This window comes from Frederiksenia canicola, assembly GCF_011455495.1.
GTDB lineage: Bacteria > Pseudomonadota > Gammaproteobacteria > Enterobacterales > Pasteurellaceae > Frederiksenia > Frederiksenia canicola.
The window spans coordinates 379,251-399,500 of record NZ_CP015029.1; the positions used below are offsets into that span (position 1 = coordinate 379,251).

Annotated in this window: 27 protein-coding genes and 1 tRNA gene; 27 read left to right on the forward strand and 1 reads right to left on the reverse strand. The window is 41.7% G+C overall.

Annotated features, from left to right (window positions below):
- Positions 1-50 precede the first annotated feature (50 nt).
- Complete coding sequence (dapF, locus tag A4G17_RS01870) at positions 51-875, reverse strand: diaminopimelate epimerase (RefSeq protein ID WP_123956975.1); 825 nt, start codon at positions 873-875, stop codon at positions 51-53.
- A gap of 171 nt (positions 876-1,046) precedes the next feature.
- Between dapF and A4G17_RS01875 the strand changes: the two genes are divergently transcribed.
- The 27 genes from A4G17_RS01875 (at position 1,047) to A4G17_RS02005 (ending at position 19,852) form a co-directional block, all read left to right on the forward strand.
- The gene (locus tag A4G17_RS01875; RefSeq protein WP_123956976.1) at positions 1,047-2,369 is read left to right on the forward strand and encodes an anaerobic C4-dicarboxylate transporter; all 1,323 of its coding nucleotides are present in this window, start codon (positions 1,047-1,049) and stop codon (positions 2,367-2,369) included.
- 86 nt (positions 2,370-2,455) lie between these two features.
- Positions 2,456-3,274, forward strand: coding sequence for a bis(5'-nucleosyl)-tetraphosphatase (symmetrical) ApaH (gene apaH, locus A4G17_RS01880; protein WP_123956977.1), 819 nt, complete (start codon positions 2,456-2,458; stop codon positions 3,272-3,274).
- A gap of 77 nt (positions 3,275-3,351) precedes the next feature.
- A tRNA-Val gene (locus tag A4G17_RS01885) sits at positions 3,352-3,428 on the forward strand.
- Between the two features lie 250 nt (positions 3,429-3,678).
- Entirely contained in the window at positions 3,679-4,905 is a 1,227-nt protein-coding gene (locus A4G17_RS01890) for a tyrosine-type recombinase/integrase (RefSeq protein ID WP_123956978.1), read from the forward strand.
- A 343-nt stretch (positions 4,906-5,248) separates the two neighbouring features.
- On the forward strand, positions 5,249-5,686 hold the full coding sequence (gene gpU / locus A4G17_RS01895) for a phage tail terminator protein (protein WP_123956979.1): 438 nt from the start codon (positions 5,249-5,251) through the stop codon (positions 5,684-5,686).
- Positions 5,687-5,689: 3 nt separating this feature from the next.
- The gene (locus A4G17_RS01900) at positions 5,690-6,871 is read left to right on the forward strand and encodes a phage major capsid protein (protein WP_123956980.1); all 1,182 of its coding nucleotides are present in this window, start codon (positions 5,690-5,692) and stop codon (positions 6,869-6,871) included.
- 57 nt (positions 6,872-6,928) lie between these two features.
- Entirely contained in the window at positions 6,929-7,507 is a 579-nt protein-coding gene (locus A4G17_RS01905) for an HK97 family phage prohead protease (protein ID WP_123956981.1), read from the forward strand.
- A complete protein-coding gene (locus tag A4G17_RS01910; protein WP_123956982.1) occupies positions 7,508-8,719 on the forward strand; it encodes a phage portal protein in 1,212 nt (403 codons plus the stop codon).
- A complete protein-coding gene (locus A4G17_RS01915; protein ID WP_123956983.1) occupies positions 8,703-9,050 on the forward strand; it encodes a phage head closure protein in 348 nt (115 codons plus the stop codon). The genes A4G17_RS01910 and A4G17_RS01915 overlap by 17 nt, the downstream gene beginning before the upstream one ends.
- On the forward strand, positions 9,043-9,354 hold the full coding sequence (locus tag A4G17_RS01920; protein WP_123956984.1) for a head-tail connector protein: 312 nt from the start codon (positions 9,043-9,045) through the stop codon (positions 9,352-9,354). The genes A4G17_RS01915 and A4G17_RS01920 overlap by 8 nt, the downstream gene beginning before the upstream one ends.
- Before the next feature lie 10 nt (positions 9,355-9,364).
- Entirely contained in the window at positions 9,365-9,721 is a 357-nt protein-coding gene (locus A4G17_RS01925; protein WP_123956985.1) for an HNH endonuclease signature motif containing protein, read from the forward strand.
- Positions 9,722-10,057: 336 nt separating this feature from the next.
- Positions 10,058-10,417, forward strand: coding sequence for a phage terminase small subunit P27 family (locus A4G17_RS01930; RefSeq protein ID WP_123956986.1), 360 nt, complete (start codon positions 10,058-10,060; stop codon positions 10,415-10,417).
- A complete protein-coding gene (locus A4G17_RS01935; protein ID WP_123956987.1) occupies positions 10,414-12,084 on the forward strand; it encodes a terminase large subunit in 1,671 nt (556 codons plus the stop codon). The genes A4G17_RS01930 and A4G17_RS01935 overlap by 4 nt, the downstream gene beginning before the upstream one ends.
- A gap of 76 nt (positions 12,085-12,160) precedes the next feature.
- Positions 12,161-12,415, forward strand: a complete 255-nt coding sequence (locus A4G17_RS01940) for a hypothetical protein (RefSeq protein ID WP_123956988.1) — start codon at positions 12,161-12,163, stop codon at positions 12,413-12,415.
- Between the two features lie 18 nt (positions 12,416-12,433).
- The gene (locus tag A4G17_RS01945) at positions 12,434-13,099 is read left to right on the forward strand and encodes a hypothetical protein (RefSeq protein WP_123956989.1); all 666 of its coding nucleotides are present in this window, start codon (positions 12,434-12,436) and stop codon (positions 13,097-13,099) included.
- Positions 13,099-13,305, forward strand: coding sequence for a hypothetical protein (locus tag A4G17_RS01950; RefSeq protein WP_123956990.1), 207 nt, complete (start codon positions 13,099-13,101; stop codon positions 13,303-13,305). Before A4G17_RS01945 ends, A4G17_RS01950 begins: the two co-directional genes overlap by 1 nt.
- A gap of 95 nt (positions 13,306-13,400) precedes the next feature.
- Positions 13,401-14,249, forward strand: a complete 849-nt coding sequence (locus A4G17_RS01955) for an exonuclease domain-containing protein (protein ID WP_165894250.1) — start codon at positions 13,401-13,403, stop codon at positions 14,247-14,249.
- Positions 14,250-14,260: 11 nt separating this feature from the next.
- On the forward strand, positions 14,261-15,256 hold the full coding sequence (locus A4G17_RS01960; protein ID WP_123956992.1) for a hypothetical protein: 996 nt from the start codon (positions 14,261-14,263) through the stop codon (positions 15,254-15,256).
- A 146-nt stretch (positions 15,257-15,402) separates the two neighbouring features.
- Positions 15,403-15,624 (forward strand): helix-turn-helix transcriptional regulator, encoded by a 222-nt coding sequence (locus A4G17_RS01965; protein WP_123956993.1) that lies wholly within the window; start codon positions 15,403-15,405, stop codon positions 15,622-15,624.
- Entirely contained in the window at positions 15,624-15,971 is a 348-nt protein-coding gene (locus tag A4G17_RS01970; protein WP_123956994.1) for a hypothetical protein, read from the forward strand. The genes A4G17_RS01965 and A4G17_RS01970 overlap by 1 nt, the downstream gene beginning before the upstream one ends.
- A 41-nt stretch (positions 15,972-16,012) precedes the next feature.
- Complete coding sequence (locus tag A4G17_RS01975; RefSeq protein ID WP_165894251.1) at positions 16,013-16,165, forward strand: hypothetical protein; 153 nt, start codon at positions 16,013-16,015, stop codon at positions 16,163-16,165.
- Between the two features lie 64 nt (positions 16,166-16,229).
- A complete protein-coding gene (locus A4G17_RS01980; protein ID WP_123956995.1) occupies positions 16,230-16,922 on the forward strand; it encodes an ash family protein in 693 nt (230 codons plus the stop codon).
- Entirely contained in the window at positions 16,915-17,154 is a 240-nt protein-coding gene (locus tag A4G17_RS01985) for a hypothetical protein (RefSeq protein ID WP_123956996.1), read from the forward strand. Before A4G17_RS01980 ends, A4G17_RS01985 begins: the two co-directional genes overlap by 8 nt.
- Positions 17,138-17,344 carry a hypothetical protein gene (locus tag A4G17_RS01990; protein WP_123956997.1) on the forward strand — a complete coding sequence of 69 codons (207 nt, stop codon included), beginning with the start codon at positions 17,138-17,140 and terminating at the stop codon, positions 17,342-17,344. Before A4G17_RS01985 ends, A4G17_RS01990 begins: the two co-directional genes overlap by 17 nt.
- Positions 17,345-17,357: 13 nt before the next feature.
- Positions 17,358-17,615 (forward strand): hypothetical protein, encoded by a 258-nt coding sequence (locus A4G17_RS01995; RefSeq protein ID WP_165894252.1) that lies wholly within the window; start codon positions 17,358-17,360, stop codon positions 17,613-17,615.
- Positions 17,608-18,039, forward strand: a complete 432-nt coding sequence (locus tag A4G17_RS02000) for a hypothetical protein (protein ID WP_123956999.1) — start codon at positions 17,608-17,610, stop codon at positions 18,037-18,039. Before A4G17_RS01995 ends, A4G17_RS02000 begins: the two co-directional genes overlap by 8 nt.
- Positions 18,023-19,852 carry a DNA primase family protein gene (locus A4G17_RS02005; RefSeq protein ID WP_123957000.1) on the forward strand — a complete coding sequence of 610 codons (1,830 nt, stop codon included), beginning with the start codon at positions 18,023-18,025 and terminating at the stop codon, positions 19,850-19,852. The genes A4G17_RS02000 and A4G17_RS02005 overlap by 17 nt, the downstream gene beginning before the upstream one ends.
- Positions 19,853-20,250: the final 398 nt, after the last annotated feature.

Genomic DNA, 20,250 nt, shown 5'->3' on the forward strand with positions numbered 1-20,250 from the left:
CAAGTGGTCAGTTTGTTGCAAAATTTTGCCACAATCTGACCGCTTGTGTTTTATAACTTGATAAACCCATCATAAATATGTACTGCATCACCTGTCATATAGAGCGGGTGACCGACGCCTTGCCATTCAATTTGTAGCGTTCCACCTGGTAAATCTACTTGAACTCGGCTGGCTAATACACCTTGCATAATCCCAACAGCCACTGCTCCACACGCACCGCTACCGCACGCCTGAGTTTCGCCCGCCCCCCGTTCAAATACACGTAATTTGATGTGATTGCGATTGACCACTTGCATAAAGCCAATATTAGCCCGCTCGGGAAAACGCTCATGGCTTTCGAGCAAAGGACCAAGCTCGTTCACATTCGCTGTTTCAATATCTTCGACTTGTAGCACGCAGTGAGGATTGCCCATTGATACAACGCCGCACAAGACCGTTTGAATATCGGTACGTAAAATGTAGTTTTTCTCAAATTTGTTGGCAGTGAATGGGATTTGGTTCGGCTCCCAAATTGGCTCCCCCATATTCACCCGAATTTCCCCACCTTCCTTCAAACTGAGCACCATTTTGCCTTTGGCAGTGCTTACACCAATATCTTGTTTATTAGTCAATCCTTTTAGTGTCACAAAGCGAGCAAAACATCTTGCCCCATTGCCACATTGAGAAACCTCGCTACCATCTGCATTGAAGATACGGTAATGAAAATCGAGTTCTGGATCGTAGGGCGGCTCAACCAACAATAGCTGATCAAAACCAACCCCACGATGTCTATCAGATAATTTACGAATAATTTCTTCCGTTAAATAAACGTTTTGAGTAACGCCATCAATGACCATAAAATCGTTACCCAATCCATGCATTTTTGAAAATTGCATACTTTTTCCTATGATTTATAAATCTTTGTTGATCTGGAGCATAGAGAGAATATTTTTCTGTGTTATATTGCGAACCGTTCTAAATGCAGTGCCATATTCGATGGATAGACAAAGCAATTTTTTGCTCTCTCAGTATGGCGATTTTTTCCTTAAATTACAATGGAGCAATTTATGTCTGCAATGTTTATTATTCAATTTGCCATTGTATTACTCTGTATTCTAGTCGGTGCACGTATTGGTGGTATCGGTTTAGGGGTAATGGGTGGTATCGGCTTGGCTATCTTGGCTTTTGTTTTCGGTTTAAAACCCGCGGGTCTGCCTATTGATGTCATGTTTATGATTATGGCTGTAGTTTCTGCCGCAGCGGCAATGCAAGCCGCTGGTGGCTTAGACTATATGATCAAAATCGCAACGAACATCCTACGTCGTAATCCGAAACAGATTACGTTCATCGCCCCTGCGGTAACTTGGTTATTTACGTTCTTAGCAGGAACAGGACACGTTGCCTATTCTGTATTACCTGTTATTGCGGAAGTGAGTCGCCATAACGGTGTTCGCCCAGAGCGTCCACTTTCAATGGCCGTTATTGCCTCACAATTTGCGATTGTAGCAAGCCCAATTGCGGCTGCGGTAACCTCTGTCGTTGCTTTTCTTGAGCCACAAGGCATTACCTTAGGAAGTGTATTAAGCGTTACGATTCCAGCGACTATTTTGGGGCTGTTGTGTGCGGCACTTATCGTGAATAAATTAGGTAAAGAGCTAAAAGATGACCCGAATTATCAACGTCTATTACAAGATCCAGAGTATGTAAGACTTAATCAGACGGAGATAAAAACTCAAGAAATTGAGATTAAACCAACCGCTAAAATATCCGTTGGCTTGTTCCTATTTGGGGCATTATTAGTCGTGATTATGGGAACATTCCCTGCACTTCGCCCAGCATTTGATGGCAAGCCAATGGGAATGGCTCATACCATTGAAATCATCATGTTAAGTGTAGGGGCGTTAATCATCTTATTCTGCAAACCAAACGGCAATGCGATTACGCAAGGCTCCGTATTCCACGCAGGTATGCGTGCGGTGATTGCAATTTTCGGTATTGCATGGTTAGGCGACACCTTAATGCAAGCCCATATGACTGAAGTAAAAGATATGGCAAAAGGCTTAGTGGAAACTGCTCCTTGGGCATTTGCGGCGGCACTCTTCATGCTTTCTATTTTAGTGAATAGCCAAGGGGCAACAGTTGCCACCCTCTTCCCAGTAGGTATTGCTCTTGGTATTCCTGCACCAGTGCTTATCGGGGTATTCGTTGCGGTAAATGGTTATTTCTTCATTCCAAACTACGGTCCGATCATCGCTTCTATCGACTTCGATAGCACGGGTACAACACGCATTGGTAAATTCATCTTCAACCACAGCTTTATGTTGCCTGGTCTACTCAGTATGGCTTTCAGCTTAGGCTTTGGTTTATTATTTGCAAATATTTTGCTCTAAGTTACCGCTTGTCAAAAAGGGCATCCTTGCGATGCCCTTTTTTCTTTTATAAAATCTCAATCTCTCTTTCTTATTGCACTCTTATCATGGCAACCTATATTATCGGTGATTTACACGGCTGTTTTGCCGAATTCCAGCAACTTCTTGCCAACGTGGCATTTGACCCTAAAGTGGATGAGCTATGGCTAACAGGCGACTTGATCGCTCGAGGTGATCATTCTCTAGAATGCCTTCGGTTTGTTAAATCACTAGGTGAACAAGCCAAAACAGTGCTTGGTAATCATGATTTACACTTCTTAGCGACTGCTCTTGGCATCAAGAAAGTAAAATCAAAAGATAAAGTGGATGCTATTTTAAATGCACCTGATCGTCATGAATTAATTAACTGGCTTCGCCAGCAACCCCTTTTGTTACAACATCCACGCCATCAGTTTATTCTGACACACGCCGGCATTAGCCCAGAATGGGATCTTGCTACCGCCAAACAATGTGCTCATGAGGTTGAGCAAGTACTGCGTTCTGAGCAATATGGCGAGCTACTGGCTCAAATGTATGATAATCAGCCCGATCACTGGTCAGCGAATTTACAAGGCATTGAACGACTACGTTATGCGATTAACGTTTTTACTCGAATGCGATTCTGCTACCCTGACAAGCGGTTAGATTTTGAGTGTAAATTACCACCGCACGAAGTAAATAATGAATTGAAGCCATGGTTTGAACTCGCTAACCCACTATTTACCACCCAAGACATTCTGTTTGGGCATTGGGCAAGTCTTATCGGTTACCCAACACCCCCAAATATTTATGCCTTAGATACTGGCTGTGTATGGGGCAATTATCTCACCTTACTACGCTGGGAAGACAAAGCGATTTTCACTCAAACCGCATTAAATTCGCATTAAAAATCATCAGTTGCCTGCAAACCAATGAAAAGCACTTGAATCCATACTAATTTTTCACTAGAATTCCGCTTGATTTTGCGACTATAGCTCAGTTGGTTAGAGCACCACCTTGACATGGTGGGGGTCACTGGTTCGAGTCCAGCTAGTCGCACCATTATTCCTAGCGTAACTTAACGCAACCTTTCGTAAAGCCCTTGATTATCAAGGGCTTTTTGCTTTTCTAGCCCTTTTTACTTGTCATTTTTTGTCGCAATTTACCTTATCTAATCGCAAATTTTAGTAACCGTTTTAGTAACCGCGTGCTAAGATCCCCAAAGTCGCGGTTACTAAAAACGCGGGGAAGCCTGATATTCAAGGCTTGCGAGATTTTATTTTTGCGGTTACTAAAATTTTTGGCGGTTACTATGGCAAGAGTTACCAAACCTTTAACAAACACAGAAGTTGATAAAGCTAAACCTAAAGAGAAAGATTATAGTTTGACTGATGGCTACGGGCTTTTTCTGTTAGTGCTATCTACTGGCATTAAAAGCTGGAAATTTAATTACTATCGCCCTATATCTAATAAACGCACTAAAATTTCTCTTGGCACTTACCCCGAAATTACTTTGGCACAAGCTAGAACTATTCGTGATGAATATCGTGCTTTATTAGCTAAAGGTATTGATCCACAAATTCACCGCCAAGAACAAGAAATGGCTCAACGGCAAGATTTATCAAATACCTTTTACAAGGTGGCAGAGAATTGGCGAGTAAAACGGCAGACTGATGTTGAACCTTTAACTATGGAAAAGAATTGGCAAAGGCTTGAAAAATATATCTTTGCGAAGTTGGGGCATTATCCCATTTCTAGCATTTCCCCGTTTGTACTGGTGGAAACGCTAAAGCCGTTATCAGCGGCAGGAAAAAGCGATACATTACACCGCCTGATTAGGCTTACAAATCAAATCTTAAACTATGCCGTAAATACGGGATTGCTGCAGTTTAACTATTGCGAAAAAGTCGGCGAAGCATTCAGTAAGAAGCCGAAGCAGAGCAACCCAGCCATTCATCCGAGCGAATTGCCTGAATTTTTGGCGGTGCTACACAACTCTAATCGTGATCTAATAACTAAGATTTTAATCCAGTGGGAGCTATTAACAATGGTTCGCCCCGCTGAAGCTGTTAGCGTGGAGTGGTCTGAAATTGATTGGAATGAAAAGCTATGGCATATCCCAGCCGAGAAGATGAAAAAAACCAAGAAAGGAGCAAATAGCCATACTGTGCCGCTTTCTACTCAATCTCTCGCTATTTTGGAAAGAATGAAGTCAATTTCAAGTAATGCCCGTTATGTGTTCCCGCACTACAGCGATCCGAATAAATCTATGAGTAAAGAGACCGCTAATAGTGCTATAAGAAAAATGGGATATAGCGGACGACAAACCGCCCACGGACTAAGAGCGGTTGCTAGAACCTTTTTAGCAGAAAATGGTGTAAGTTATGAAGTAGCCGAAGCGTGCTTGGCACACGCTACAGGGAGCGAAGTAAGCCTAGTTTACAATCGCACCACCTATTTAGAACAACGTAAGCCCGTAATGCAGCTATGGGGCGATTATGTCGAGCAGTGCTCGATACGTTCCACCCTTGCCAAGTAACCACTAGCCCCGTATTTCATCGGGGCTTTTTTATTCCTTTTTCAATTCTTAAAAATTCCCTTTTATATATTACTCACTTTCTCACTTTTCCATTTATAAAAGAAATAAATAATTGATATATAAAGAGAAAGTAGAAAGTGAGTTAAAAGTGAAAAAGTGAAATAAATAATTGCTCAAATTCAGCCGTTCAGCCGCCAAAATTCCCGCCTGAAAAAGTTTTGTAAATTTAGCTTTCGTTTTTTATCGTATCTTACCGCCTAAAAATCAACCTATTTACTACTGTTTATTTGTCCTTATATTGTGCTATGGGCTATTTGTAGCCTTCTTAATTAAGAGGACTTAAATGAACATTCATAACAGAATTCGTCAAGAAGTTGTCGAGCTTTTAGCAAATGCAATTGAAGATGTTGGCTATTTTCACAATGGACTACCTAAAATTGATGATGTTGAAAATGGTTTGCCGTTGATTGCGGTTTATCTCAATTCAGCCGAAGCCGACCCTATCGCAATTGGTAGCATCGAATGGCAGGCAAACTTAAGTATTTTGACTTATATCCCTTTTAACGAAGGTGAAGCCCGTCTTGATGAAATCAGCGAGAAAATCAACAACATCATTCTTGGTCATAGCTTTAAGCATTTTTCTATTCGATCAGACTTTCATCAAGCCTACGAATACGAATATGACACTGAAAATAATGTTTGGGTAGGTTCGGCAATTGATTACCGAATTCGTTATGAATTAACCAATATGTACAATTTCAAAGAAAACTCTAAGGAGTAAATAATGTTTAAAAAATTGTTAGAACTACGCCAGCAAAAAGCAGTGTTAGAAAATGAGATGCGTTCGATCTTAACCAAAGCAGACGAAGAAAAACGCTCAACCACTGAAGCAGAAGGGGCGAAGTTTGATGAACTACGTTCACAAGCTGACGGATTAGCGAAAGAAATTGCACGCTATGAAGCGATCACCGATGAACAACGTAATCAGCAAGGGCAAAATGTCGAAAATGCCAAAGTAAACGTAGGCAATGAAGAATTGCGACACTGGATTAAAACGGGTGAATTGCGTTCTTTAGCCACAAATACTAATAGCGGTGCAGATGGTGGCTATTCTGTAATCCCACAGTTAGACAAGCAAGTGATGACTCGTTTGACTGATGATTCTGTGATGCGTCAGATTGCTAATGTGGTGAAACTCACCGAAGGCAAAGAGTGGAAGAAATTAGTATCGGCTGGCGGTGCAGCAGTAAATCATATTGGCGAAGGTGAACAACGCACAGAAACAGCAACACCGAAATTGAATGAAGTTACTATTGCGGTTCATAACATTTACGCCTACCCGAAAACCACTCAAGAGATTTTGGATTTTGGCGGCGTGGATATTCTCGGCTGGCTTACTGATGAAATTTCAGAATCTTTTGTTGAAACGGAAGAAACCGATCTCACCAACGGCACAGGCACAAAACAAGCTAAAGGCTTTTTAACCTATCCAAGAACAACACAAAACGACAAAGCCCGCCCGTTTGGCACATTGCAGAAAATGGAAGTGCAACCCGCAAAACTATCTGCGGACACCTTGATCGATCTCTTGTTCTCGTTGCATAGCAAATACCGTAAAAATGCCGTTTGGGTGATGAACTCACAAACGGCGGCCACATTGCAAAAACTCAAAAATGGCAATGGCGATTACATTTGGCGTGATGGCTTACAAGTTGGTAGCCCAGCGACCCTTTTAGGCTTGCCAGTGTACTATTTGGAAACAATGCCCGATGCAACAGGTACAAATGCCTTCTTGGCGGTGGGTGACTTCAAACGTGGTTATACGATTGTCGATCACGCAACAGGCACACGCACCAAACCTGATGCAATCACCGAGCCCGGCTTTTATAAGGTTCACACTGATAAATATCTTGGCGGTGGCGTGGTGGATTCCAACGCTATTAAAGTGCTTGAAGCGAAAGCCTAAGCAGAACAACCACAGGGGCGATGATACGCCCCTTTTTTGTCTTTAAGGTGATAGAAGATGACAACAACAGACAAAGATTTAGAAATTCGTTCTGCGACACTTTCAGCCGATAGTGAAAGCAAGAAATTAGTCGGTTATGTGGTGCAGTGGAACAAAGAAAGCGAAACATTGTGGGGCGAATATGTAGAACGTTTTGCCCCGAATGCGTTTACTGATTCCTTGAAGTCGGGCAAAGATGTGCGGGCGTTGTTTGAACACGATCACACAAAACTGCTAGGACGAACTTCAAGCAGTACACTCAAACTAGAAGAAGATAGCACTGGCTTGCGTTTTGAGCTGATTCCACCTGATACACAATTAGGGCGAGATTTATTAGTCAGTGTTGAACGTGGTGATATTAGCGGAATGTCGTTTGGCTTTCGCACGATCAAGAATGAATGGGATTTTAGTGTAGAGCCGAATTTACGGACGGTACAGCAAGCGGAATTGGTAGAAATCACCGTAACCAGTATTCCCGCCTACCCTGATTCAAGCCTTGAAATTTTAAAACGTTCGCAAGCGGTGGCAAAAGGTCAAGATTCTACAACTTGGCAAGATGACAACCGCAAGAAGTGGTTGCAACTATTGGGGGCTTAAATGTTCGGATTATTCAAAAAGAAAACCGAGACCCGAAGCCTTACGATTGATGACTTGATAGGCTTACTTGGTACGGCAAACACAGGGGCGGGCGAATATGTCAGCCCCTACACCGCCGAAGCGTTGCCAGCGGTATTAAATGCGGTGAATGTCATTGCTCAAGCGGTGGCATCAATGCCTTGTTATTTGTTTGAAGTAAATGCAAGCGGTCGAAAACGCATAGAAAATCACAGCGTAGAATATCTGCTCAATGAAATGCCGAACCGTAACCAAACACCTTACCAATTTAAAGAAGTGATGATGCGGCACGTTCTACTGAATGGGAATGCTTATGCGGTGATTGGTTGGAATGATAAAGGGCAAGCCGAGAGCCTAACCCCTTTTCACCCGCAAGCGGTCAATATCCAACGCACCCCGAAAGGCGAATATATCTATCAAATTGCCGATTTAGACGGGCGACTTCATACCTACTTACAAGATGAAATTTTACACCTACGCCACGCCTCTAATGATGGCTTTATGGGGCGTTCGCCTATTACCGTTTGCCGAGAAGCTGTCGGGCTTGGTATAGCTCAACAGCGACACGGATCAGCAATTATGAAAAACGGCTTAATGGCGGGTGGTATTGTGACAACTACGGAATGGTTCGACCAAGCCAAAGGGCAAAAGGCGATGGAAGCCTTGAAACGTTATCAAGGTGCAAAAAATGCAGGTAAGACACCAATTTTAGAAGGTGGAATGGATTACAAGCAGTTGGGAATGAGTAACCAAGATGCCGAATGGTTATCAAGTCGTAAATTCACTATTGAAGATATTGCCCGCATTTTCAATATCAGCCCGATTTTCCTACAAGATTATTCACATTCAAGCTATGCGAATTTCAGTGAAGCCAGTCGGGCGTTCTTAGGTCAAACCTTGCGACCGCATTTAGTCAATTTTGAACAGCAGCTTAAAGATGCGTTGATGATTGATCTCACCAGTAACAGCCGTAAGCGTTATGTAATTGAGTTTGACACTAGCGACTTATTGCGAACCAATCAGCAAGACCGCTTTCGCAGTTATGACACCGCAATCAAGTGCGGCATTCTTAGCCCGAATGAAGCTCGCAAGCGTGAAGGCTTACCGCCTTATGATGGTGGTGATGAATTTAGTCAAGCGTGGAAGCAGACTGTAGAAGTCAAACAAGGGGGCAAAGATGGCGAGAATGGTTAGGGCTGGGCGATTCGATAAGGTGATTACACTGCAGAGAGTTTTACCTAAATCGAATAATTATGGTTCAGTAAAGCGAGATTGGGAAGATGTAAAAACCATTCGGGCAAGTATTGAGCCATTACAAGGGCGTGAATATTTTAGTGGCCCTTTTATGATGGGAGAAAATATCACACGCATTCGCATTCGTTATCAACCTGATTTAAAGATTGATCGCAAAATGCGAGTGAAGTATGGCGAACAGATTTTTGATATTTATTCGGTAATCGACAGCAAAGAACGTCACGAAGAACTTCAACTAATGTGTAAGGAAGGAGAAGCACACAATGGCTAAACCTACTATTGACCTAAACGAAATCAAAGCCCACTTACGCATAGAACACGATCTTGATGATGAACTCTTAGAAGCCTATGCCGATGCTGCACTGGAAGCGGCAAGCAATCATATCGGCAAAGTGTGGGGAAATGAAACCACAGCGGAAACGGTGCAATTTACCAAGGGAATTAAAGTAGGTTGCTTGATGTTTATCGGTCACTTATATGTGAATCGTGAAATAGTCAGTGATGTTCAACAGTATGAAGTCCCGATGACTATCAAGGCATTATGGAATCCCTACCGAGAACCCGCAATCTACTAGGGGATAAGCTATGCCGATGCAACCATTAAGGCGTTGTACTTTCCCAGGTTGTCGTCACCGAGTGAAGTCGGGACGATGTGTGGAACATAAGCCAAAGGACAGCCGAGAGAGTGCAGCAAAGCGTGGTTATAACTATCAGTGGTCGAAGTATCGAGCGGAATATCTCAAGCATAACCCGTTGTGCGTGATGTGTTTAGCTAAAGGGATTTATACATCAGCGACAGTTATTGACCACATCAAGCCCGTAGAGAATGGACAAGCTGATCCGCTCTTTTGGGTAGCAAGCAATCATCAAGCCCTTTGTCGAGATTGCCACAGCTACAAGACAAGGGAAATAGACAAACGTGGTTATGGTGCGAAGAAGTAAAGGACTGACGAAATCCAAAACTGGATTTTGTATAAATAATAAACGAAGCTCAAATTTGAGCTTTGCGGAAATTTTGAACGATTGCAACGGGTGGGGGGAGTTTTGAAAAGAAATGCTCAACCCGTCAGAACCGCCCCCCCAAGTTAATTTTTACGCACGGCAATTTTTCAGAAAATATAGGTGGGCTCACTTTTGAGCCGATCCAATTTTGGATCGGTTGAGCTGTTGCGATATCACAACACCTTAGCTATGTACATATGTACATAACTGAACCGTGGTCATATGGTAACACTTGAGCCAGCTCAAAATCGGGCCCGTTGAATATAAGGAAATCCAATGACAAAAAAGAAACTACCGAAAGCCCCCGACTATCTCGACAAAATCGCAAAGGAGCAATGGGGCAGCAAAATTCAAGTATTAGCCGAACGTGGCGATATTACTAGCGAAGATTACACCAACTTAGAACTATATTGCGTGAACTATTCGCTTTATCGCCAAGCGGTTCAAAATATCGCAGAGCGTGGTTTTAGTATTACCAACAGCCAAGGCACAGAAGCCCGCAATCCCGCCTTAACAGCCAAAAGTGAAGCGGAAAAAATCATCATTAAAATGTCGTCCCTGCTTGGTTTTGACCCTGTAAGCAGACGTAAAACCCCAATCGACACAGACGAAGCGGACGAATTAGACAAACTATGAGCCAATGGCACACCTACGCAGAGCAAGTAAAAAGCGGTGAAATCATTGCTTGTAAACGCATCAAGCAAGCGGTTGATCGCTATTTTGCCGACCTTGCCAACCCTGATTACTATTTTGATGTGGAAACGGTAGCGAAGTTCGTCAAGTTTTCCGCACTTTGCCCCCACGTCAAAGGACACCTATATAAACAGCCGATTGAATTATCAGATTGGCAAATTTTCTTATTTGCGAACATTTTAGGCTTTAAATATCGTGATTCTGGCTTGCGAAAATATCGTTCTGCTTATGTTCAAGTGGCCCGAAAAAATGCTAAATCAACGGTGGCGGCTATCTTGGCGAACTGGTTCTTAGTGATGGAAAAAGGGCAACAAGATATTTACACCGCAGCAGTAAGCCGAGACCAAGCGAGAATTGTGTTTGATGATGCCAAGAAAATGGCACTGCTTAGCAAGCCATTGAGTAAAAGGCTCACTATTCAACAGCATAAAATGCTCTATTCGCAAAAAAACAGCCTAATGCGACCGCTTGCAGCGAAATCTAGCACCATTGAAGGTACAAACCCGAGCCTTGCGATAGTCGATGAATATCACCTACACCCCGATAACAGTGTATACAGTGCGTTAGAGTTAGGACAAGGGGCAAGACCTGAAGGGCTTTTATTTGCGATCACCACTGCAGGTAGTAACACCATTTCAGCTTGTAAGCAACATTATGACTATTGTTGCCAAATCCTAGACGGCACAGAAAAGAACGAGTCTATCTTCATTCTGATTTATGAACTCGATGATGAAAACGAAGTGGACGACCCGAAAAACTGGATCAAGGCAAACCCCAATATCGGCAAATCGATTCCCTACAAAGATTTTGAGAACACCATAGCGAAAGCTCGTGGCATTCCGTCCGAATGGGTGGAAATGCTCACCAAACGCTTTAATGTGTGGTGCAATGGCTCTACCCCTTGGCTTGGCGAAGGCAACTGGAAAGCGTGCGAAAGAGCCTACTACGAAGACGATTTACGGGGCAAGGCGTGCTATATGGGGCTGGACCTATCAAGCACCAATGACTTAACCAGTCTTTGCTACATTTTCCCAGTCGAACAGAACAAAGTGCGGCTAATTACCCGACACTACATTCCTGAATATCAACTGCAGAACGTGGCCAACAAAAATAGAGCAATGTATCGCAACTGGGAGCGTATGGGGTGGCTACGGATTACTAAGGGCGACTGTATCGACTACGACCGCATTCGAGATGATATTTTCAAAGATGCCGAGAAGTACGAAATCAAAATGATTGGCTTTGATGTATGGAATGCCACACACCTACGCACACAATTACAAGGCTATGGCTTAGATGTTGAACCATTCCCACAAACTTACCAACGCTACAGCCCAGTGGCAAAATCTGCGGAAGTGCTGATCAACCGTCAAATGATAGAACACAACGGCGACCCGATATTATCCTGGGCGTTGTCAAATGTGGTGATGGAAAGTGATGCCAATGCCAATATCAAACCAAACAAGAAGAAATCAGCAAATAAGATTGACCCCACAATCGCTTTCTTAATGGCGTTGGGAACGTATCAATTAGAATATGGCGATTTAGCCTTTGAGATGTCGGCAGAACAGCAGAAAGCCTTGGCGGAGTTTAATGGATTGGATCTATAAAAAAGCCCACACAAGAAATCTTGTATAGGCTTTTGGGGTACAAATCGACCTTTTATATTACCACAAGGAGCCTAAAATGCAGTGCGAAATTGCGAAAAATAACCCCGTTTTAATGGATCTTGCTATTGAATACTATCTTGGCGGAAATAAAAAAACTTTCACTTTTATGAGTTTATACGATGACTTTGAGCCATACCCTAAAAAAGAGCTAGTTCAATGCTTAAAAGCCCGAATAGAGAAAATAGAAGCCTTATTCTTCACTTTGCCAACAGTCGGCAATGAATTAGCCTTGAAAAAACTAAAAAAAGCCTACAAAATACTGGCTAAATAACCAAAGAGAAGAAAATATATGGATGAACTTAGCATAAAAATCATTATGATTTTATTTCCTGGCATTATCACAACTATGCTACTAGATAAAATAACTGAACATAAGCCTTGGGACAATTTCAAATACTCAATTTTTATTATTTTTTATGGTGTGATGTCCTATGCTATCCTTCAGCTATACTATATAGCTACTCTTTTCTATGAAGTTGGAAAAGTGGGTTTTGATATGAAGGATGTAAAAATCTTAAATGTATGGGATTTTAACAATAAAGAAATCAAAGAAATACCTTATCAAGAGATAATTAAGGCTGGTTTTGTCTCATTTTTATTAGGTTTATTTATCTCCTATATTGATCATAAAGAGTATTTTTCATCCTTATTGCTGAAGCTAGGATTAACGAGCAAATATGGTAACTATTCAACTAATTACCAGTTATTAAAATTAAAAAGGAATGATTGGATAGATGTTACCATATGGGATAAAGATTTATTTATTCGTGGTATAGTAGTATCTATAAATGAAACAGATGGTTTTTGTGAGCTGTGTATACATAATGCAGAGGTCTTTATAATTTCTGATAATGGTATGGATAGCATATACAAAGTAGATTATATTAGTCTATCTGAAAAACCTGATAATTTACTCATATCAACAACTCAACAACCTACAAACGGAGGAAACTAATGACAGAAGAAGATAAAAAATCAAATCAGACCGATGGAGCTAATCCTTCTCTTGAAGGATATAGTATTTCAGATTATGAAACAAGAAGCCTAAATGTTGCTGCTTTAAACCGACAAATATCTGAAGGTTTTAATTTAAAAGTAGCTAATCAAGCACCACCACCAAGACCAACGACACAACCAGTTAGCCATAAACCGAAAAAATAACCAAATCAAACGCACCTAGGCTGATCCCCGAAAGCAAGAAACCTTATCTTGTTGGTGCGTTCCTACCATAAGGGAAAATGCGAAAGGGGCATTTTATGAAATACGTAATTGTTGATATTGAAACGGCAAACCCAAACATCACGAGCATTTGCCAAATTGCTATCGTCACCTACGAAAACGGGCAAATTACAGACCAATGGCACACCTTAATCAATCCTAAAACAGACTTTCACTATATGAACGTGGCAATCCACGGCATAGACGAAAGAACTGTAAGGAACGCACCGACACTTTCAGATGTAGCAGACACAATCAAAGCCAAATTTGCGGATAATCTTATTTGCTCTTATGGTGCATTTGATCGTAGCTCACTCACTCGAATTTTCCCTGAATTATCAAATCAATGGCTGGATATTGTGCGAGTAGTCCGCCGCTCTTGGAATCAAGAATTTGCGAAATATGGCTATGGATTAGCAAGTATGGCAAGTGCATTAAAGATTAAGCAGGCTAATCACCACGATGCGTTGGATGATGTGCTTGTTGCAGGGGAAATCTTACTAAAAGCCTTGGCGGATAGTCAGCAAGATTTAGATTTTTGGTTGCAGAGAGTAAAAAAACCGATTGATCTTGAAAATTACCAAAAAGCCCACGGTAAGTTAGAAGGCAACCCCGAAGGCGAATTACACGGTGAAACAATCGTATTTACGGGCGAATTGTCTATCCCAAGAGCCAAAGCGGCAGAATTGGCGGCTCAAGCAGGCTGTAATGTTGCAACAGGGGTAAGTAAAAAAGTAACGCTACTGGTGATTGGCGAACAGGATTTAACGAAACTCAATGGAAAAGAGCTTAGCAGCAAAGAAATCAAAGCAAGGGAACTAATAGAGAAAGGACACCCTATTCAACTGCTTTCAGAAGTGGATTTTTTGACTTTAATTAAAATCTAGGTGAAATATAAATGTTAATTCCAAATAGAACATCCTATACATTGTCACAAGCATTAGATTACCTTAAAAAGCATCATAATTATGATTTGCTAGAAATTGCGGATTTAATTCATTTTGCGAGAAATGGATTATTAAAAACGGTAATCAGAATGGAGTGCAGCAATCAAGCAATATATAGCATTGGCGGAATAGAATGTAACATCAAAATAATCTCATTTTGGGAAAGTCACACTGTTCTTTATAAAAACAATCACTTGGAAGTGATAAAATATACTGATGCTTTAATTTCAGATAGATACCAATTTAATAGCCGTTACTTATATCTTTCTGGAAGCCTAGATACAGTTGATCGGTTTGGAGATAGAAAAACGATTGACTTTATACATCATCAAAATGACTTCATTGAATTAGAACTAAGGCATTTATATATGCTATCTATTCAAGGTTACTTTGATTTACCCAAAGAAGCGTTTTATGGGAATGAACATTCTATTACTAGCCAAAAAAGAATAAAAGTCCCTAAATCATTTCCTATTCAATCAGTAAAGAGAGATGAAAATGATATTTTGGTAACGATGTCTTTTGAAATAAATTTTAATCTTGTTGATGTTGCATTAAGAAATGATGACACCTTTGAACTATCCTTAGATCAGATAGAAATTTTACACGATGACTTGATTAGGTTTATTCAACTAAACGAAAATAATGATGTTCATAAAATAAAAGAATATCAAGATAAAATCGAACAGTTAGAAAAACAGGTTGCTCAACTTCACCAACAATTAGAAAGCCAAAATCAAGTGATATTACTCAACGAATTTATGGAAAATGATCGCTTGGCTTTAGCCATTCAAACCCGTAAAACGTACTGGCAAGCCTATGATGAAGCCTTGAATAACGCCCCAAAATCTACGGCTATTGTTGCTGATTTACAGCAAAAATATAACCTTTCCCAAAAACAAGCCCAAGCAATAGAAATTATTGCTTGCCCACTTAATCGTAACTAATTGATTTTATTACTATGATAGTAAGGGGTAATAGCGAAAGTTGCTATTACCCCCTTGCTATAAGCCTATCCTAATTCGTTCTAATACTCTCGCAACGTTGCTTAACCAATCACTTCACAACACAGCTTAACGGGAGAAAAGAAAGAATGACCCAACCAATCAAACAAACCCAACCACCAGTACAAGCCGTTTGGGGCAACACCGAAGACGTAATGCGAATGGTCGGCTTTAAACGCACCAAGCTCAACGCACTGCGCAAAGAAGATCACACCTTTCCAAAGCCGATAGTGCTTTCTCAAAATCATATCCGCTGGAACTTGGACGAAATCCGCCAATGGATTGCCGCCAAAGAAGCCGCACGGGGGTAATGATGGCAAATCGACTACTTACCGTTACGCGCGCCTTAATTTCTAACGTTCATTTAGGGATTAGCGAGAAAGAAGCCTATTTTGAAGTTCACTTCTTGAACGCTCGCAACGAAGTGAGCCGCTTAGAAAATTTGCTCTCGATCAAACTCAAACGTATTAAGGAAGAAAGCCCCGCGGGGCGGCTTTACACGCGCTACACCGTGGCAGATGCAGCACAGGTGCGCAAAATTGCCAATTTCCACAACGGCAAACTACAAGCGAACAAACACCGTAAAGATTATGCCGATATTGAGCCAATCACCAAAGAGCAGATTGAGCGAGCTATCGAGCTTTTAGGGCAAAAATGAACATCTTCAAATTCATCACAAAATTCACACTAGGGGGACAAATGAGCGAACAAGGTGCAGATGCGGCGGGAATGGAGCTATACAAAGGCTTTAAATTCTTACTAATCGCTTTGGGGATTAGTGGCGGGCTGGCATTGCTATTTTGGCGATTACCCGATTTAGCTCAATTCATTATCACACTGAAAAACAGCTAACCGCAGGCAATAAAAACCCCAAGCCTTGCGACTTGGGGGAAATTTCACATTAGGAGTAAACCATATGTCGAAAAAAGAAATGCGCAAACATATTAGCAAATTTAATTCAAAAATCAATAACTATGAATTTTTTTCACTTCACAAATCCACCGAGCAGGGCTATATTGCCCCTGCTTTCGCAAAATCGGAAGCCGAGCGTGGAAACTCGAATTATTTATCTGTGGCGAACAATAGCGCGCCTTGCGCTTTTTTTGTTCGTAGCTTACGCACACCCCAAGAACGCCTAGAGCTTCACGAAAGCCAAGAGCGTCATTCTATGGTGGGGCGTAATGGGCAACGTTCAATCGTTGGCTGTTTTCCACAGATGACAGTTTTCCACCCCGTTACGCTCTACCGCCAAGCGTGGAAACTTGCGGTAGATAGTCAAAAATCTATCTGTGGAGTTACCCCAATGATCTACCTACTCAAATGCGTAAATCGTTACGCACACGCCTATCAAGAAAACATTGTTAAAGTCCAAGCCCCAAGTGCAGACGAAGCCCGCTGGCAGTTATCCGCCCAATATCGTTTACTTCACATCGTGGCACAATTCCCCGACCGCTTGAGCGACTACGCCGAGCAGAAATTCGCAAAACTTTCGCAGAATCTGACCGCTTGTAATGCCAAACCCCGCCCAACTTTGGGCAAGGTATGCGGCACCGCCGTACACCCTACAAATACAATCTCTTTCCAAGTACAAGGGGGGATTTATGCGTAAAGATTTACCCCTTCAATTTGACCTTTTAAAAAACGCTGTAGAGCGATTAAATCAGCCTATTGTAATGCTCAATGTACTGCATAACCGCACCGCCCTAGACGATTTAGACACGTGCGAGCTTGAACAGATGCTAAAAGGCATTGAAAGCCTATTACAAAGACAAGCGAATGATATTCAAGGACGCATTGATTTTATTTTAGAAAAAGGGGGCGACAATGAGCAAAACAAATAATCCATACTTTTTAGATGAACAGGCTCAACAATGTTTAAAAGATGGCATTGATTCCCTATGGCAAGCTCACGCTCTAATCGGATTTATTCAACAATCGCTTACAGCTGATGAAATGGCAGACCATTACACCGCATTAAATGGTGTGTTGGCATTGATAAACAAAGGCTTAGACGACTTGGCGGAGGTGTAGGATGACTAACTCAATGCAACACATCAAAATTCAACCGAGCTTACTCGACCAAATGGAAATTGCTAACAATCGCATTTTGGCACAGGCAACCTTTATCAATGATGAACCAACCCAATACACAGGCGAAACCTTACGGCACGCTATCCGAGTGATTAACTGGCATTGTGACGAACAGGCAAACCTAATCGACACCTTGCGGGGGCATATCAAACGCATTAACAAGCTGATTGATGATGCGGACAACGTATTACAAGGGGGTAACAATGACTAACGAAAACAATAAAATCGACTGGAGTAACTTCAACGAAACGGAACAGCAAGCCATTGCGATTCATTATGATAATGTTGCCAACGGTACAAATAACCCAACATTTCCTTATTCTGCTGCAGTATTTGAAGAATTGGCGGAAAACTTGGCAAGCATTGCTCTAATAAAACCAAATGCTGCGCTTAGAATGGTGGATGAACTACAAGTAATCAATGATGTGCTACTCAAACAAATGCCAATACCACCAACAAAAGACGAAGCCGAATTAGCGACAATGTTCACTAACGAAGAAATTCAGCAAAATTTGTTAGGTTGCACTGCAAGCTTTTTCTTAGTGAATCAGTTTTCTAACATCATCAATCACATTCTATTCGCACTGGAAGCAGAAGCGACAGCAACAGGGGGCGAGAATGGCACAAAACATTAAACTGAAAAAAGCCCCGAATCTGAAAGAACAGCCTAAAGGGGCAACAGAATGTCAAATTTTTATCGGTTCGCAAGCGTGGGATTTTGCCAAAATGCCACAAGCAGAGCGTTCACAGGCAGAGATAGATCTCAATCAGATTTTGCCAACGTGGGAATTTACCCCGCCAATCGTGCTTGATGTAAACGAATTGGCGGAGCTAACCGCCTATCAAGTCGCACCGCCAACGGTGCAGCATATATCGATTCAGCGTTGCAACAATGCCGAGCCACTATCGCAAAACATTATTACTATTTTATGCGACCAAATAGCGAGCCAAACGGAAGCCGATACGGTGATAATGTATGACGAAGCAGGGCAACAGCTTGAAAATTTAAGCGGTTACATTCGCCGATTAAGGTTCGACCCTGATTCACAACGAATAGCACAGTTGGCGGCTGAAGCCAGTAAAACCCCTGAACAACGCCGAGCCGAATTTGTAAAACTGTTTGAGACAATGGGTGACAATGAAAAGTTAGCGGCGTTTATGGAATGGCACAATAAGCCAATCTATTACCACGAGCAATTAGAAACCCTTTACCACTACACAGGGAAAAAATGGGAAGCAGTGGAAGATGTGGCAATGGGGCGACTTATTCGCAATTTCTTTCTTGAAAATGGCATTACCAAATATAAAGCAAGCCATATTGAAAAGATGTTGAGCCTATTCAAATATGAAGCCGAACGAATGGGAAAACGTGATCCGAATTTGCTTGCCTTTTCCAATGGCATTTTACACAAGCAAACTGGGGAATTTATGCCCCACGCCAAAGAGCATTTTTTAACATCGTTCATCAATATAGATTACTTTTCAAGCCAAACGCCCACCCCAAACTTTGACAAATGGCTAAATTGGGTCAGTGATGGCAAAGCAGAAAAGCGTGATCGCATTTTGGCGGCGTTGTATATGATATTGACTAACCGCTACGAATGGCAGCTCTTTTTAGAGATAACGGGCGAAGGTGGCACGGGTAAAAGTATCTTCAACCATTTAGCCAAAATTTTGGCGGGCGGTGAAGATAACACGGCAGCATTCAGCCTGAAAGATTTAGAAAACCCAACAATGCGGTGCGGTTTAATCGATAAAACACTGTGCTATTCTCCCGACCAAGAAAGCTATATCAGTGACGGCGGCATTCTACGCTCTATCACTGGTGGCGATGCAATTAGCTTTCGCCCACTGTATAAAGGGGCATTTAAGGATGTAGTAAAAGCCATTTTCCTGATTACCGGCAATAGCCCAATCATATTCAAGGAGCAAAAAGGCGGTACATCACGCAGACGGGTGATCTTCCAATTTAACAAGGTAGTAAGCGAGAGCGAAAAAGACTATCACTTAAAAGACAAGTTGGAGCAAGAAGCGGGCGGTATTGTTCGATTACTGCTTGATGCTTTCCCTGAACCGATGGCAGCTAAAGCCTTGCTAGAAGAACAAAAAACCAGTGAAGAAGCACTCGAAGTCAAGGAAGAAACGGATCACATACTGCAGTTTGCGAAGCATTTTGAAGCACGGGAAATTATCAACGGCTTAACCCTTGGCAGTAGCCGAAAACCCCACGCACACCGCACAGCGTTGCATTCTGCGTATTTGTACTATTGCGAGCGAATGGGCATTATCAACCCACTACAACGCAACCGCTTTAGACAGGCGTTTGAGTATGCTCTAAAAGAGCGTGGCAGTAGGAACAGGTTGCTGACACGGCTTAAAGACGGCTTAACCTTGACAAATATCTACTACATTAACATCGATCACAGCCTGAAAGATTGGGATAGCTAAACGAACAAGCCTAGCATAACAGCTAGGCTTTATTTTTGCCTAAATTATCGCCAAAAGTGAAAATAAGTGGCAAGTTTCCCCACTTCTCAAAAAATTTTCACTTTCCAAAAATGCTTTATTATTCAATACCTTAAACATCAAAAAAGTGCGAAGTGTAAAAAGTGAGACAATTTCTCAAAAAGTTTTTTTTCGTAGAATTTTTTATTTTTGACGGATAAGTTAGAATGCCTTTGATGCGGATCTATTTTTGAAATGATTTTGAATTTTAGTAACCGCCATAGTAACCACTAACAAAACATCAAAATTTATTTTATATATAATACAATAAGTTATTCTTTAAATTCGAGTCCAGCTAGTGCACCATATTCCAATCCCTTGTCTTACGGCAAGGGATTTTC